Source organism: Bradyrhizobium sp. Ses1 (assembly GCF_059512365.1).
On the sequence record NZ_JCAMOQ010000035.1, the window covers coordinates 39088 to 54345 of the forward strand.

17 protein-coding genes and 2 pseudogenes are annotated in these 15258 nt (G+C 60.2%); 7 read left to right on the forward strand and 12 right to left on the reverse strand.

Annotated elements, in window-relative coordinates:
* Window positions 1-3: 3 nt before the first annotated feature.
* From AC5ZG5_RS30595 to AC5ZG5_RS30625, 7 genes and pseudogenes are all read right to left on the reverse strand, one after another.
* Window positions 4-249 (reverse strand): hypothetical protein, encoded by a 246-nt coding sequence (locus AC5ZG5_RS30595; protein WP_130224825.1) that lies wholly within the window; start codon window positions 247-249, stop codon window positions 4-6.
* Complete coding sequence (gene ccoP, locus AC5ZG5_RS30600; protein ID WP_456645664.1) at window positions 246-1127, reverse strand: cytochrome-c oxidase, cbb3-type subunit III; 882 nt, start codon at window positions 1125-1127, stop codon at window positions 246-248. Before ccoP ends, AC5ZG5_RS30595 begins: the two co-directional genes overlap by 4 nt.
* Window positions 1118-1288, reverse strand: a complete 171-nt coding sequence (locus tag AC5ZG5_RS30605) for a CcoQ/FixQ family Cbb3-type cytochrome c oxidase assembly chaperone (protein ID WP_028164533.1) — start codon at window positions 1286-1288, stop codon at window positions 1118-1120. Before AC5ZG5_RS30605 ends, ccoP begins: the two co-directional genes overlap by 10 nt.
* A 2-nt stretch (window positions 1289-1290) precedes the next feature.
* Window positions 1291-2022, reverse strand: coding sequence for a cytochrome-c oxidase, cbb3-type subunit II (gene ccoO / locus AC5ZG5_RS30610; protein WP_456645665.1), 732 nt, complete (start codon window positions 2020-2022; stop codon window positions 1291-1293).
* Window positions 2023-2025: 3 nt separating this feature from the next.
* Window positions 2026-3681: a cytochrome-c oxidase, cbb3-type subunit I gene (gene ccoN / locus AC5ZG5_RS30615; RefSeq protein WP_456645666.1), complete on the reverse strand. Its 1656-nt coding sequence runs from the start codon at window positions 3679-3681 to the stop codon at window positions 2026-2028.
* Between the two features lie 165 nt (window positions 3682-3846).
* Entirely contained in the window at window positions 3847-4212 is a 366-nt protein-coding gene (locus AC5ZG5_RS30620; RefSeq protein ID WP_028164535.1) for a c-type cytochrome, read from the reverse strand.
* Window positions 4213-4410: 198 nt separating this feature from the next.
* Window positions 4411-4515, reverse strand: a pseudogene (locus tag AC5ZG5_RS30625) (peptide-methionine (R)-S-oxide reductase); the annotation flags it as partial.
* 1197 nt (window positions 4516-5712) lie between these two features.
* Between AC5ZG5_RS30625 and AC5ZG5_RS30630 the strand changes: the two are divergent.
* A complete protein-coding gene (locus tag AC5ZG5_RS30630) occupies window positions 5713-5979 on the forward strand; it encodes a hypothetical protein (RefSeq protein WP_456645667.1) in 267 nt (88 codons plus the stop codon).
* Between the two features lie 63 nt (window positions 5980-6042).
* Here AC5ZG5_RS30630 and AC5ZG5_RS30635 read toward each other — a convergent pair whose 3' ends face one another.
* A complete protein-coding gene (locus AC5ZG5_RS30635) occupies window positions 6043-6627 on the reverse strand; it encodes a Rid family hydrolase (protein WP_456645668.1) in 585 nt (194 codons plus the stop codon).
* A gap of 389 nt (window positions 6628-7016) precedes the next feature.
* On the reverse strand, window positions 7017-7283 hold the full coding sequence (locus AC5ZG5_RS30640; RefSeq protein ID WP_456645669.1) for a hypothetical protein: 267 nt from the start codon (window positions 7281-7283) through the stop codon (window positions 7017-7019).
* Between AC5ZG5_RS30640 and AC5ZG5_RS30645 the strand changes: the two genes are divergently transcribed.
* The 3 genes from AC5ZG5_RS30645 to hemC all read left to right on the forward strand — a co-directional run bounded on the left by AC5ZG5_RS30645 (window position 7282) and on the right by hemC (window position 9366).
* Window positions 7282-7449 carry a hypothetical protein gene (locus tag AC5ZG5_RS30645; protein WP_456645670.1) on the forward strand — a complete coding sequence of 56 codons (168 nt, stop codon included), beginning with the start codon at window positions 7282-7284 and terminating at the stop codon, window positions 7447-7449. The genes AC5ZG5_RS30640 and AC5ZG5_RS30645 overlap by 2 nt on opposite strands.
* A 265-nt stretch (window positions 7450-7714) precedes the next feature.
* Entirely contained in the window at window positions 7715-8191 is a 477-nt protein-coding gene (locus AC5ZG5_RS30650; RefSeq protein WP_028164538.1) for a redoxin domain-containing protein, read from the forward strand.
* 197 nt (window positions 8192-8388) lie between these two features.
* The gene (gene hemC, locus AC5ZG5_RS30655; RefSeq protein ID WP_456645671.1) at window positions 8389-9366 is read left to right on the forward strand and encodes a hydroxymethylbilane synthase; all 978 of its coding nucleotides are present in this window, start codon (window positions 8389-8391) and stop codon (window positions 9364-9366) included.
* A 1032-nt stretch (window positions 9367-10398) separates the two neighbouring features.
* Here the strand turns inward: hemC and AC5ZG5_RS30660 are convergent.
* The 3 genes and pseudogenes from AC5ZG5_RS30660 to AC5ZG5_RS30670 form a co-directional block, all read right to left on the reverse strand.
* Window positions 10399-11690, reverse strand: a pseudogene (locus AC5ZG5_RS30660) (IS701 family transposase).
* A 92-nt stretch (window positions 11691-11782) separates the two neighbouring features.
* On the reverse strand, window positions 11783-12316 hold the full coding sequence (locus AC5ZG5_RS30665; protein ID WP_245474607.1) for a cytochrome b: 534 nt from the start codon (window positions 12314-12316) through the stop codon (window positions 11783-11785).
* A gap of 676 nt (window positions 12317-12992) precedes the next feature.
* Window positions 12993-13328, reverse strand: a complete 336-nt coding sequence (locus tag AC5ZG5_RS30670) for a hypothetical protein (protein ID WP_130224845.1) — start codon at window positions 13326-13328, stop codon at window positions 12993-12995.
* Window positions 13329-14500: 1172 nt separating this feature from the next.
* On the opposite strand from AC5ZG5_RS30670, the gene AC5ZG5_RS30675 reads away from it, so the two are divergent.
* The 3 genes from AC5ZG5_RS30675 (at window position 14501) to AC5ZG5_RS30685 (ending at window position 15248) form a co-directional block, all read left to right on the forward strand.
* On the forward strand, window positions 14501-14698 hold the full coding sequence (locus AC5ZG5_RS30675) for a hypothetical protein (RefSeq protein ID WP_130224847.1): 198 nt from the start codon (window positions 14501-14503) through the stop codon (window positions 14696-14698).
* Window positions 14699-14850: 152 nt separating this feature from the next.
* Window positions 14851-15042 carry a hypothetical protein gene (locus AC5ZG5_RS30680; protein ID WP_130224919.1) on the forward strand — a complete coding sequence of 64 codons (192 nt, stop codon included), beginning with the start codon at window positions 14851-14853 and terminating at the stop codon, window positions 15040-15042.
* Entirely contained in the window at window positions 15039-15248 is a 210-nt protein-coding gene (locus AC5ZG5_RS30685) for a hypothetical protein (protein ID WP_130224849.1), read from the forward strand. The genes AC5ZG5_RS30680 and AC5ZG5_RS30685 overlap by 4 nt, the downstream gene beginning before the upstream one ends.
* Window positions 15249-15258 lie beyond the last annotated feature (10 nt).

The window sequence follows — 15258 nt, forward strand, 5'->3', positions numbered from 1 at the left end:
CGATCATTCCACCTGCGCTTTGGTTGTCATGGAGGGTTTAGATGAACACGACGAGGTCGCCGCGCTGAAGCTCTTGGTGCCGTTGCCTTCGCCGTGCGAGAGATGAGCGACGCAGTCCGGCTGTGAGGATACAGCCACGTAAAGCAGATGCGCATTGGCGGCGGCAAACACGATCAGTCCGATGCCGATCGACAGCCAGACGATGGACTTCGCCTTCCACCCACCATGGGATGCCGCCGCGCTGCTCATGGGGCGGGCATCCTCTCATCGAAAAGGTAGAGCGCCAGGATCTTGCGATCGAGCGGTGTCAGGCGGCCCTCCCATGACGGCATGTGGCCCTGCCGCCCATTCCACAGCGTGTTCGTGATCGTCTGCACGTCGCCGCCGTAGATCCAGAACTTATCGGTCAGGTTCGGTGCGCCCACGTCGCTGTTGCCCTTAGCATCCTCGCCATGACATGCGGCGCAATTGGCAGCGAATATCTCCTTGCCAGCGTCCACATCGCCGGGCTTTGCCGTCTTAGCGGTGGATGGATCGGAGAGCGAGCGCACGAAGGCCACCACCTTGTCGATATCAGCTGGCTGGAGAATCTGATCATGGCCGAAAGCCGGCATCTGCGAGGTGCGGCTGTCAGGATGCGGCGAGTTGATGCCGACGCGGATGGTCTCGGTAATGGCGTCCGGAGCGCCGCCCCACAGCCATGAGGTGGTGGTCAGGTTCGGGAAGCCGTGGCCACCCTGCGCGTTGAGCCCATGGCACGCGGCGCAATTGTCGCCGAACACGGTGCGGCCGGTCTGACGCACGATGTTCATCAGCGCAGGATCGGCTTGAATCTCCTGAAAGCTTTTGGCCTCGATCTGCTTAGTCCATGCGCTGCGGCCGAAGGCCGCTCGCTTCAGCGAGTCCTGTACGATGTTGCGTTGGTCGAGGCCGAGCAGTCCTTTGGTGTAGCTGACGCCGAGTGGCCACGCGGGCATCAACACCCAGTAGCCGACCGAAAAGACAAAAGCAATCAACAGGAAAAAGTACACCGCTCGCGGAACGGGTGTGTTCAATTCCTTGATGCCGTTCCACTCGTGCCCGGTCGTGAGATAACCGGTGTAGTAGTCGCGTTCTTCTACCGCCATGGTCCATCCTCGTTGTGCAGGACCGACTTCGCGGCGCGATCAAACGCCTTTTTGTTCGACGGCCAATAGGCGTAGACGACGGTGATGATCGAGAGTGCGATCAGATAGAACAAGCCGAACGACTTCGAGAACCACACCAGCGTACCGTGTCCGAGATCCATGATCACCTCGCAGCTTTTGCGACGGATTTGTGCGCCGCGTCGGTCAGGTGGCCGAGCACCTGGAGATAGGCGACCAGGGCGTCCATCTCGGTGAGTTCGCCAGGCCTGCCGTCGAACGCGCGGACGTTGGTGGCCTTGCCGTAGCGTTGGGTGACGCCATCGGCGTAGGGTGATTCCGGCGCGGCCTGGCCGTAGGCGTCCTTGCTCGCATTCGCGATCATGTCGTCGGTGTAGGGCACGCCGATGGCGCGCTGGGCCTTCAGGTGCGCGCCGAGATCATCGGTGCGCAGCGTCGTTTTCAGCAACCACGAATAGGCGGGCATGACGGAAACGGAAAGCACATCGCGCGGGTTGTTGAGGTGCGCGACGTGCCATTCGTCGGAATATTTGCTGCCAATGCGTGCGAGGTCCGGTCCCGTGCGCTTCGAGCCCCACAGCATCGGATGGTCGTATTTCGATTCAACCGCGAGCGAGTAGGGGCCGTAGCGTTCGACCTCATCGCGCAGGGCGCGGATCATCTGGGAATGACAGGCGTAGCAGCCTTCGCGGATGTAGATGTTGCGGCCCGCCAGTTCGAGCGGCGTGTAGACGCGCATGTCGGGCGCGTCTTCCACCGTCTGGTGGATGGTGAAGAGCGGCGCGATTTCTACGAGGCCGCCGATGCTGGCCACAAGGATGATGCCGAGAGTGAGGCCGATGGCTTTGCGTTCGAGCCGATAGTGCAGTCCGAACACGGCTTACTCTCCCGGTTGAAGGACGGTCCCGCCGAGGACCGGCGATGGCATGTCGGTTGCAGATTCATGCACCTTGCGAATGCCGGTTCTGATCGTCATCCAGATGTTGTAGGCGCCAACGATCGCGCCGATCAGGAACAGCAGACCGCCGATGGCGCGCGCGATGTAGTAGGGATGCATCGCAATCAGCGAGTCGACGAAAGTATAAGCGAGGGTGCCGCTCTCATTGTAGGTCCGCCACATCAGCCCCTGGATGATGCCGGAATTCCACATGGCGAAGACGTAAACAACGGCGCCGGCAAGGGCGAGCCAGAAATGCACCTCGACGAGCCGCGGCGAATACATGCGGTCGCGTTTCCAGAGCCACGGCACGATGGCATAGATCGATCCGAACGTGATCATGGCCACCCATCCGAGCGCGCCGGCATGGACGTGGCCGACGGTCCAGTCGGTGTAGTGGGAAAGCGAGTTGACGGGTCGGATGGCGAGGAATGATCCTTCGAAGGTGGTGATACCATAGAACACCGCCGCCACCATCATGAAGCGCAGCGTCGCATCGTCCCGCACCTTGTCCCATGCGCCGTTCAGCGTCAGCAGCGCGTTAGCGGCGGACGCCCACGACGGAATCAGCAGCATTAGCGAGAACGTCATGCCCAGCGTCTGCACCCATTGCGGTAACGCCGTGTAGTGCAGGTGATGCGAGCCCGCCCACATGTAAAAGAAGGTGATGCCCCAAAAGCTGATGATCGACATCCGGTAGGAATAAATCGGCCGTCTGGCGCGTACCGGCACGAAGTAGTACATCATGCCGAGGAAGCCGGCGGTGAGGAAGAAGGCGACGGCATTGTGACCGTACCACCATTCGGTCATGGCATCCTGCACTCCGGAGAACAGCGAGTAGCTCTTGGCGCTGCCGAACGAGACGGGGACGGCGAGGTTGTTGACGATGTGCAGGATCGCGATCACCAGGATGAAGGCCATGTAGTACCAATTGGCCACATAGATGTGCGGTTCCTTGCGTCGTGCGAGCGTGCGCAGATAGATGGCGAAGTATACGACCCACACCACCAGCAGCCAGATATCCGCGTACCATTCTGGCTCCGCGTACTCCTTGGACTGGGTGATACCCATCATGTAGCCAGTAACGGCGAGCACACAGAACAGATTGTAGCCGAGCAGAACGAACCACGGGCTGAGCTGATCGGGCAGGCGCGCGCGCGAGGTCCGCTGTAGTACGTAGTAGGATGTGGCGATCAGTGCGTTGCCGCCGAAGCCGAAGAGCACGCTGGTGGTGTGAACGGGACGCAGCCGCCCGAAGCTGGCCCAACCGGCATCAAAAGTGAAGTCGGGCTTCACCAAGAGCCACGCCACCCAGTCACCTATAAAGAGGCCGAACACGGCCCATATCATCGCGAGAATAATGCCGAATCTCGTCGGATCGTCGTAATAGCGGTTGAGGCGTTCGTCGCCGGGTTCAGGATCGTAGTAAACCGAAATGACTTTGAATATCCCGGCAAGCGCTGCGACCCCGATGAGCGCGCCGTGAATGCCGAGCGGATCGTCCTTGCCTGCTATGCCAAATATCAATCCACACAGCGCGAGCGCGAGCAGGATCAATAGCGCGTATCGACGTTCAGCCTTGGTCAGTTGTCCGATCATTGTCTTCCTGCCTTCCAAAACCGGAATTCCGATTTGGTCTGCATTGAAAACTCAAAGGTCAGGTCAAATCGCCTGGTGGGTCCGGTCGCCTGCGTCGGCCGCAGCTGCGTAGCGACGTAACGTCCAAATGGATGACATCTTGCTGACGCCTCGCTCAACGAGTCGCTACTTCAACGTAGCAAGATAAGTAACGAGGTCCGTCCGGTCCGTCGGGTTCTTCAGCCCTGTGTAGGCCATTCTATTTCCGGGAACCACCTTCTGTGGCGATTCCAGATACGCATCGAGGGTCTTCGCATCCCACACAATGCCGGACTGCTTCATCGCGCTACTGTAGCTGAAGCCAGGAGCCGTGGCCGCCTTCCTGCCAATGATTCCTTCCAGGCCCGGCCCGACGCGATTGGCATGATCCGTCGCATGGCATGCTGCGCAAGCTTTGAAGATGGTTTGTCCATGCTCGGCGTCCTGTGCGTAGCTGAGATTCGTGGTTACTCCCGTAAGTACGAGCACCGCGATAAACACTCCGCCTTTCATTGGAACATCCTTTTTTAGATCGGGATCAGCGGTGGCGCAGCCGCGCAACCTAACTGTTGAGGTCGTCGTCGACGCGCGCGCATGCCTCTAACGGCTTATCGGGTAAGGACGGATGCACCGACAACAAAGAGGTTCTCTACATTCCTCCCTCGAAATCGGTGAAGGAAAGCGCAGGCGGGACTGCGGTCTAGACCGACAACCGGTACCGCTGTCGAATTTGTCGGCGCACGCGAATAATGGCTCGCCCGACACCACCTCGGCGTAGAGTTCCGGCTCTTTGTTGTCCCAGTACTCGTTCCGAAACGAGTCCCTGCTTGCCGTCTTGATGCGTGATCCGGCACTAAGCGTTAGCGGCGGTACCGCCTCGAGGTTTTTGTACGCCTTCATCCTTCGATCTCCTCGCAAACAAACAAAAAATAGGACGGCGAAAGTCGACGGTCCAATGACTTGTGGCTATGGAATCGATGCCATCGACGTTGTGCAGGAAAATAGACGGTGCAGTACAAACATATGCTTCCCGCTGATCGGGCTTAGAGGTCTCTGTAAATAGAAACGTCGATTTCGAGGAGCCATGCGGGGCTGGTGGCAGTCCTCCCTACAGCAGCACGCGGCGCGGCGCGCGGGCCGCTGACGGAGCTGTTGGCGAAAATCTCGCGGGGAGGCGTCGCATCGATCCCTACAACGCCTCAATCGCGGCGACAGAAGCTCCCGTTGTCTCGCCGGGCGCCTGCCGTCGGCGCTCAGGACCCGGCACCAGCTTCCACCTCCTGATCAATCGAAGCGAGGAGGGCTGCGATTGACGCGCGCTTGTTGCCGGGCCGCGATTGAAACCGCAGTGGGTTTGTCGTGTGCTTTAGCGTAGTTGTCGCCTCCGGCGTCGGTCGCCGACAAGGGTGGGCAATGGCCTAAGCGCGTCTTCCGTCGTCGCGTTAGGCGCCTTCGGATTCAAAATAGGCCGATCAGCGCGCGTTTGATCCGGCAGCGACCTCACCTCAGCCTCCGCAGTCGGCCTTGGCTCAGCCTTTGGCAGAGATGGAGGGGAGGCGGAAACGCCGTCATCCGCGTTCGACCTAAACTCTATAGGAGCCGCTCCGGCGACAGGGTGCCGCGTCCGTGCTCGGCGCCGCCCATCTCGCAGGCGGTATGGCGTCCGCATAAGCAGTATCGACAGAAGTCTGCGCTTCGACAGTATCGGGTTCGCCCAACTCGAGTAGCACGGCTGGGGTAGCGTTTGCCGCGGCGTCGACCTCTACCATGGAGGGTGGGGGGATCGTGCCATCGGGAGAGAGGCGGAGTCCGCCGAGCGCCGGTTTCGAAATTCTTCATAGGTCGCCTTATTCGGAGCATCCTTATAGTAGGTGATCTTCCGCACCATGAAGCCCGGCCCTATGTCTGCCTTTCCAACTCTGTTGCGTTCCTGGCCCGGCACTGGCGCGCTGTTTGATTGCCAATGGGTATCCTACACTGGGACCCTCTCCGGCCTCGAAGCGTCCAAATTCATTGAAGAACGTGTACACCACGACAACATCGCCTACCGGACGGATTCAGCTTGTCGGCGTCGCGGCCGCGATCGTTGCGGGTCTGGGCGTCTGTTACCTCCGCCGCATGCTTGGTGATGTCACACCAGGTCTTATACGTGTTGAGGCAGTGGAGCTAGCGGTCAACGATGAGCTGCGGTTGCTGATCCATCCGGATATCCGCAAGTCAGGACGAATATACGCATTCATGACGCACTGCGTGAAGTCGATCAAAAAGCTACGCGATTGATCGAGGGCTTTGGGGAACGACTTTGGCTCCGCCGATGTGGCGGAGATCACCGCGGCTTCGCTTCTACCCCGACAGCGCAGCCTTGAAGGTGATTTCGATGAGCTGTTCAGGAAAGGCCAGTCTCGTCACGCCGATCAGGTTACTGGCGCACTGAGGTCGTGCCGCGCCGTAGGCCTCCTTGTGCGCCTTGCCCGCGGCGGCGAATGCGGCGTCGACATCGAGGACATAGAGCGTCTCCTCGACGACATTGTCCAGCGTTGCCCCGAAGCGCGCCAAAAGCTTGACGGCATTGGCGTAGATCGCACGCATCTGCTGTTCCATCATCGAGAACTCGGCCGGCTTGCCGGATTCATCGAGAGAACCAGGCGCGATCAGGTTCCCCTTCTCGTTGTGGCTGAGCTGGCCAAAGACATGGAGCTCTCTCAACTTGTTCAGCTTATCGGTGTGATTGTGGAGGGTATCGTCCAGGGCTTCGGAAAGATCACTGGCAATTTCGGCCCGGGCCTGCTCATCGCTTTCGATCGGTTCGCTTCGGTCAAGGCTAGCATCAGCAATATAGTCGAAGTACTTTTCGCGAGCGCTTTGAAGGGCCGCGCCCTCAAGCGTGGCATTCCTCGCAACCGGATCACGCGGCACGGCGAGCGGCAATAACCATCGTCTATCGACTCTATGGCGAAAGGTGATTTCCCTCGCCGGCCTTGCAAAGTCATTCTCCAACGCATCGTCGTACCGAAACGTCCAGTGCGGCGACCGAGACGCGATGCCGGATTGAGAAGCCGGGAGACTCGAGATGCAAAGCAACGACGTAATTGAAGTCGTCGCGCTCTCGGGGGGCAGCGAAGTTACCTTGTTCCTGGATGTAACTCCCGTTCTTGCGGGCAACTGCGGGTGTATTGGTGGAATTGGGCGGCCGTCCGGCACCTATCAATCGGTGAGAGCCACGTTGTCCTGTACGTGAGGAGGGTTGAGATCCCAGTGGTTGGCGAAGGGAGCGAAAGTGGCGATCAGCGGACGCCGCAGGGAAGTCGTCGCCAAAGTCATTCGACCGATGCAAACCCGGGAGCGCCGAGATGCACGGCATAGCGTCTGATGTCGCGACGGCCGACGGCTGCGCCGCGACGCTCGAACAGGCTCTTGCCGCTCTCGCCGGCCTTGATGTCCTTGTGAACAACGCCAGCGCGGTGCGGGTCGGTCGTCGGGAGAACACGGACGGAGCCCGAGCTGCAGGCCCTAATCGACGTGACCGCACCGATCCTGCTGACGCGGGCGGCACCGCTAGTGATCCGCAACAGCGGCGACGCCATGATGGTGAATGTTTCCTCCGGTATCGCGCCGGTCGGCGCGCCGTTCTACGAGACCTATGCCACGCTAAAGGCTCGGCTTGCCTATTTCGGCGAACCGCCGCGGCGCGAGTTGAAAAGGGAGGGCATCCATGTCCTCTCTATCCCGGCGAGACGGATATGCAAATGATGAAGTCAAACCCGGCCGGGCCCGAACTTGGCTTTACGCGCCAACCGGCCTCCGCCGTTGCCGACGCCATCGCAGAAGGCATCGAAATCGGCGTCCGAGGTGATCCGTAGCGGCCGGGTCCCGGCTCGGATGATCGCGCTCAATCGCGAGAACCCGGTTGCGGTCGATGAGCGCTTGCTCGGTTTGAAGCCGGCGCTAGAGGAAGCGATAAAAGATCATTCGGCGCCTTGAGCGCCAAATAGTTCAAACATGGAGTGCAATTGTGATGCTGCAAAATGGCGATGTCTTTCCCTCTCTTACCTTTGCTCGCGTCGGTGGCGGCGAAATCCATTTGCCTGCCGATCTCGCCGGTTGGTTCGGTGTGGTCCTATTCCACCGCGGTTCCTGGTGTCCGTACTGCAATGCTCAGCTTGCCGCTTTTGCGAGAGCGGCGGACAAATTCGCTGGGGAACGCCTCAAGGTCGTCTCTGTATCGGTAGACGATCGGGAAAAGTCGGAGATGCTCGTCGAAAAGCACAAGCTCAATTTCCCGGTCGCTTACGGCGCCAACGCGCGAGCGGTTTCCGCAGTCACCGGCGCCTTCGTCAATGACGATCCCGTCTGTCTCCAGGCAACTGGCTTCGTCCTCAATCCCGAAGGCCGGGTGGTGACGGCCGTGTATTCGACCCGCGCGATCGGCCGTCTGATGCCCGACGATGTGCTCGGATTTGTCCGCCACCTCAAATCTTTGGCAAAGAACTGACGAGCAGCGGCCGATTAGCGGGAGCTCGATGAATGGCACAGCCGATTCTAGAGCCGCGCAGCCGCGTTATCGATGCGGAATCGTGCCCGGGAGAGTTCGGCGGGGGAAAGCCGGGTCGGCACCGGGGCACGGTGCTGGCCGCCTGCGATCGCCGCGCCCTGCGGGAGTGAGGCCCGCGGGCCTTGAATGGGATACGTATGCTATCGGATCGATTGCGGATCGGCACGCGCAAAAGCGCAATGGCGATCACCCAGACTGAGGAGATCGCACGACGCCTGAAAGCCGTCGGCACCGAGGTCGAAATCGTCAAGTTCGAGACCACGGGCGATATCGACCAGGTTGGCAAGCTCTTGCCGCATGGCGGCAAAGGTGGGGCCTTCGTGGCGCAGATTCGCGAGGCGGTGCTTAGCGGAAGGCTCCACGCCGCGATGCATTCGCTTAAGGACGTGCCGGGCAATGAGGACACGCCCGGGCTTGTGATCGGCGCGACGCTCTCGCGCGATCCGCCCGGCGACGTCCTGGTGCTGCGGCCGGGCACCTCGGTCGACGAGCTCAAACGCACGCGTGGCAAGGGATTCGAGATCGGCACCAACTCCGTCCGCCGCGCGGCCTATGTGCGGCGGCTGTTTCCGGAGATCGAGGTCATCCATTTCCGCGGCGCCGCCGACAGCCGCGTGCGCAAGCTTGACCAGGGCGCAAAGCAGAAGCTGCCAGATGGCGGTGAGATGGGGCCTGCGGATGCGTTGATCATGGCGCGCTCAGGCGTTGAGCGCGTCAGGCTTACGAGCCGGATAGCGTACGAATTTTCGATTGCCGAGATGCTGCCGGCAGTGGGGCAGGGGATAATCGCAGTCGAATGCGCCGCGCGCGATTTCGAGACGCGCCGTATCCTGTCAGCGATCGACGACGCGACGACCCACGCGTGCGCCGACGCCGAGCGCGAGGTGCTGTGGGTGCTCAATGGCCATTGTAACTCGCCGATCGCGGGATTTGCGGAAGTCACGGGCGCGGAGATGCAGCTCGCCGCATCCGTGCTCGATCATGCGGGCGGTCGGATCATCGAGGCCTCGCGTGTTGGTCGAGCAAGCCGCCCGCGCGAACTCGGCCGCGCAGTGGGAATGGAGCTGCTCGCCAGAGGTGCTGCCGAGATTATCGAGCGCGGCCGGCCGGTGTGATGGAGCGCCATTGCGGGAACGAAGCCACGAAGCAATCCGGAGTCACAGGTGAGGCTCGGGATTGCTTCGCTTCGCTCGCAATTACGGCCGGACAACGACGAGCGCCAACCGCAGCTTGTGACGGAACTTGCTTGGCTAATTCCCAACGAATTGGTTTGGCGCTTTGCCTTCTCAGGTTGCCCGAAGGACGTAAGAGAGCAGATAGATGCTTCGAGGAGACTCGACATCGATGAAGTCATCCTTGCCATTTCATCCGCAGATCTGTTCGCGTTCCGCTGTTAAGCAATCGTACCATTTCGAGGCCTGCTGATCGATGCCGGGTATAAAGATCCGCAGAGTGGCGCGACGCTGGCAGGAGCGAAAGAGAGTCTCAACCTTCTACGAGCAACGTGATTTCCGTTAGCCTCAACCACAGGAACGGTGAAATCTGCGTCGCAGCCAATCCCCGCCTGACGCGAGCGGCTTTTCGGGGGCAGCACGTCAAAGTCTCATATTCGAGCGCAACGAACTGGAAAGCGAGTCGCAAAGCCATCCCGCATTGTTGGTCTTGCTCGAACATCCGACCTGGCCGGGCGCTCGGCAACGGCAATGGAGCGCACCTCGAGACCCTCGCGCCCCATTTGCGAGGCCACGCGGCATGGGAGGGCTTCTCCGCATCCGACCGCGGCAAGAAGCGGGGCCCATTGCGGGCGGCGCTGGACGAGATTGCAGACCGCACACGCGGCCTAGAAGGTGGCATAGGCTGCACCATCGAAGACTAATAGCGGGCTTGTGGGGTTAAGCCGTCCCAAGGAACTACCGTTCCTTGAAGGGCGGCGCGACATGAGACCGAGTGATTCTGCCGGGACTCTCGGCGGATTCAGACGAAAAACGCCTCGCGGCAGTAGCTCGAACTAATCTTACTGCGTTATGATTTTTCTGGGCGTGCATGATGCTGCGACGGCGCCGCAACAAGGGCATCGTATGACCGTTTTGCTGAGGGCCCGGCTCAGCCGCACGCGCATGGTTGCGATCGAGTTCGGGACGTGGCGTTCAGGCCGCAAGGGCAGATCCTCTGGGTCGATAATTGTCGGGTAAGGGAGAGACCTGGATTGGCGCGGCAGAACGAGGTCCTGAGGGGTGAATCGTCGCCTGTTCGGCGATGAGAAAGCCGTACGCCGCGATGCACAGGGTGGCGTGATGATGGAAGCCACGCCAGCCGCGCCCTTCGTAGTGACCGAGCCCGACCTCCTGCTTGAGTTCCTGATAGTCGCGCTCGATGCGCCAGCGCAGCTTGGCCAGATCGACGAGCTGCGTGAAGCTGACGTTCTCCGGCAGCGTGGAGAGCCAGTATTTGGTTGGCTCTGCTTCGCCCTCCGGCCATTCGATCAACAGCCACTCAGGCGACAGCTTCTCGGGGATCAGTTTGTTGTACCCGACGCGGACACGCACACGCGCGAAGCGCGAGGATAGCTGGTCGGCCGAGCCTTCCCGCCACGTCACCGTGCGCCAGGCCTGCTTCGGTAAACCGAGTGCCACTTTTTTGGCCGAGACCAGTTCGGGCTCGTCGCGGCGGCCGGTGTTGTTCATCGGCCTGTCCATCCGCCGTGGGCCACTGCCAGGGGCCCACATCAAGATGGTCGGCACGATGCCGACCACGTAAGGTACGCCCAACTCCGTCATGCCTGCACGCAGCCGCGCGTCCCTGCCGTAGGCCGCATCCATCAACGCGACGCCGCGTGGCAGACCACTCTCGCAGGCCCAGCGGATTTGCTCCAGCGCGATCTGCGGCTTGGTCCTGAACTTGATCTGCTTCGGCACGCCTGCCTTCTTCCGCCGGGCACGATCCTTCGTCCAGGCTTCCGGCAGGTACAGCCGATAGGCCACCGGAAGGCTGGCGGCAAGATTGGCAACCGACAGCGACACCGCGACACCGCGACCTGGCAATTGGCCTGCTTGCCGAGCTGCCCGCAATATTGGTGGTGCACGCCGACCGAATGCTTGCCTTGCTTGGGGAACGAGGTGTCATCGATGATCCAGGCCTCGATCGTTCCGCTCTTCTCGGTCGCCGGCAGCACCATCTCGCGCACCTTGGCCAGCACGCCCTCGTCCGACCAAGCCGCGTTGGCGACAAAATGCAGCAACGACTGGTGCTGTGCCGCCGTCCGCGCTGGAGCCGTCCGCGCCGCCATCGGCTCAACGCTCTTGCGTTCCCCAGGCAGCATCAGGCCCGTGCAATAGTCGCGCAGCGGTCTCGTCCGCTCCACGTGGCCGATCACGCTTCCAAGACCGGCTACATACTCCCCAAACCGCGTTTCGCTATCTCCACCCTGATCGAGATTCATCTGGCCCTCCGCGCGCCAAATATTGAATCTCCTCAATTACTTGATTCTCAGCCTCAATGACTGCGACCGTCTGACTCAGTACGACTAATCATTCATCCGCCCGGAGACATCGACTGAAATACTTCGTCGCGCAGATAGAAGTGGTGGAAGAGAGCCGCGGCTGCATGCACGCCGGCAACCCAGAGGATGGCGTTGCCGAGGGTGGTGTGTAGTTCCATGATCAGCTGCCCTAGTCGATGCGCCTTCGCGATCTGGGGAGCTATGTCGAATCCGGGAAGGGTGACGGGAATCCCCAAGAGCCAGGTACCAAGCACCGCCGTTATTGGAATCGCGGTGAGGAGCGCATAAAGCGCGAACTGGACGAGTTTTGCGGCCGCAGCCATCCATCGCGGCATCGGCTGCTTCATGGGCGTGCTGTCGATCAGCCGCCATAGCAGCCGCAGCACGACGACAATGAACACGAGCACCCCAAGCGTCTCGTGAATCCGGCGGAGCCCGTCCGCGCCGGCGGAATAGAGCGAATCGGGGTCGCCCTTGCTCACCACATAAGCGGCGAGAACCAGCATGACGGTCAGCCAATGGAAGGCCTGGGCACCGGCGCCGTAGCGAGAGGAAGTGCTGCGCAAAGCGATTACTCCGATCTTGAGCCCGCCGCAGCGGTTGATGAACAGTGGCGGCGCGTCGCCAGAGATTTGAATGCTTGGTAAGCTGGCTGATGGTCTCCCCGGCGCCCAACTTTAAATTATGACAAACCCATCGCCCAAGCGTACACCATCGGTGTCCGAGCGTCCGGCACTCTTCAACCCGGACTGCAAGAGGAGATGATCATCGCAGTGGCCGCGGAGATTGTGCGCAGCAGCTTCAATTCGCTTGCAATGGTGTTCCGCTCGCCTTCATCTTCGCAGAAAAGTTCGCAGAGAACTTGTCATCGAGCCGGACGGCGCAGCGGCCCGACCTGAAAGATCGCTCGAAACCCAGCCGTCCGGGTTTTCCGTGACGGCGGCGCCATCTTCTTGCACAGTTGTAGCCGGGATAAGCGAGCAGCTCATGCTGGCTGTTCTTCAGGACGGGCATTGGATTGCCTGTTCAGTCGTGTAGTGGGCTGATACTGAGCTTTGTGACTGGGGCGCGTACTAAAGGCGTAGATGTCAGTTTCTAATGGCCAAGCGGACAGATCGCGATCACTCTGAACTTTACCGCTCGTGACCAAGGGCGACGTGCGCACCGAGGAACGCTAAAATCTCTCAAATACATGTTGGCGAGCGGCGGCTCGAGGGAGCCGCACGCTGCCAAGCTTTGACGTCACCACCGGTTGTAGTCACCCCAGCCGTAAGAGAAGTCGGGGTAGTAATAGGTCGGATAGCGCCAATATGAATTATAGGTCGGATAGCGCCAGTACGAATTATAGGTGGGATAGTCCAAGTACGAAGGGTAGGGATAATCATTCGGCGTGCGTTGCACTCCGCGTGTGCCCCGATCCCGCCGCACCCGATAGCGCACGTCCGTCTTTACGGCGGCTATTGCCGCCTTGATCGACGTGCCATTGATCGGCGCAGCAGACGATTTGGCCGTGGTGGTAACTGCGATAGGAACGGCAATTGCGAGCGCAATCGCAAGGCTGCGGACTTCAATCTTCATGGTAGCTCCTGTTCGTGTAAAAGATGACTCCCATCACCCAACGAGAATGACCTTGCAACGCCGACGAGGGAAATCATCTCTCGCCATAGAGTCGATAGATGATCGTTATTGCCACCGAGCCGCGTGATGCCGTAGCGAGGTTATGCCACCAGCCGTATCTGCAGAAACTTTTAAACCCGTTGCCGCCCTTGGACCAATCGAGGTTGCGCGTGCCAACGCGCCGCCGTCCTTGACCATGACGCCGCTCCTACAACGGATTTGTCGTGCGCCATGTCGCCGACCGGATGCCGGACCGAGGTAAGAGAGGGAAAGACATCGCCATTTTGCAGATAGGGCAAGATGCCTACAGAGAAAATTTCAGAAGATCCGGAACTGTATGGGTAACGACCAAGCTGTTCTTGCACACTCAGGTCTGGTGGCGGCACGAAGCCAAGTCCCCCGACTCGCCACTCGATCCGAGCTGACCCGGACGCGTTACGTCGCCTCTTGGCCCTTCAGAGATCTGACAACAGCCGGTCACTACGTCTGCTGTTCAGCGTAGACCGGAAGTGACGGCTTGGCCGCCAAAAACGGCGCTCATGACCCGTTGCGGAAGCGGTCGGCTTGAGGGGCGCGCTCCCAACACCTTCGTACTATTCCCTGGCCCCTTTGGATGGCCGGCGCATTACCCACGTACAATTGAGCGGCTGACCGCGCTCGTCCTAGGCTGCACGCGTAGGAAAAGCGGACAGGCCCATGCAGTGCCACGGTGGAAAAGGATGATCGACGAACGGCGACGATAGTACCAACAGGAGACTACGATGCCCCATTGCTCCGATAACCTTAGATCTGGCAGTGCCGCGCGATGCGCAGTGTGTGATGGCAAGTTTGGTCTCGTCCGGCACTACGCGTGGCGAACCCCGAGAAGTGCGTCGATCGCTTCAGAACCCGCAGGCAAAGTGATCGCAATTGGGTGAGCCGGCTCCAAATCACCTTCGACCAGCCGCCCGAGAACCGCGCGAGGGCTTTATGACGGTCCAGATCTCACAAGGAGACAAGGAATATTTAGAAACAGCAAAGAGTTTGCTCCGCGCCGCCAAAACCATGAGCGACTCAGCGATTGCGGGTCAGCTCAAGGCCTTGGCCGCTAGCATGTCACGTTTTGAAGTGGTGTCAGCTCGCGAGAAAGACGCATGCCTCTCGAATTCTGCACCATTGAAGCGCTGAACCTGCGCCCCGGCTCCAAGGATCTGGAAGCATTCAACGTCGAGCGTGTGCGCGGCTACCTCGAGTGCAATCTCGGCTGCACAAAGAAGGAAGTGATCCACGCGCTAGGCCTGAATCCGCGCACGGTGGCCAAGGCCATCAAGATCATCCGCGCACGATCATGAAGTTATGGCCCCAGCGCGGCCAGTCACGAGCTTTTTATTCCGTCGTTACCGCCTGCAGAGCTTCAAAGTTGGGGCTGAGATACTAATTCAAGGTGGAATGATTATCATCATCTAATAGCGGGCATGTTCTCTAACTAATGTTTGGAGCGAATATGGGCGAAGTTGTTCGATTTGTCCGAAAGTCTGAGCGAGAGCGGGCCCGTCTAGTTGGAGAAGCCCGCGCGATATATGACAGCATCTTTCCGCCGGCTGATCCAGCCAGCAAGCAGCAGGACAACGCACCGATAAGTCATAAGGTCAGCGGCCCCATTGCCCATCGTAGCGACGGGGTTCTCCTGTCGTGATCAAGATCATCGCCTTGCTCTGCAGTCTCTCCTCTCCGGAAAATTGCCACGAGCAGACCGTCACCACCTCGGACTTCGCTGACGTCTCGATGCAGTCCTGCCTGATGGGCGCGCCGCAGCTCGCCGAGTGGATGAAGCAGCATCCCGCCGAGCGCCTAGCGGCATGGCACTGCGTGATTGGCAAACAGGATGGCACGGGAGCTTAGGGAGGAAAGC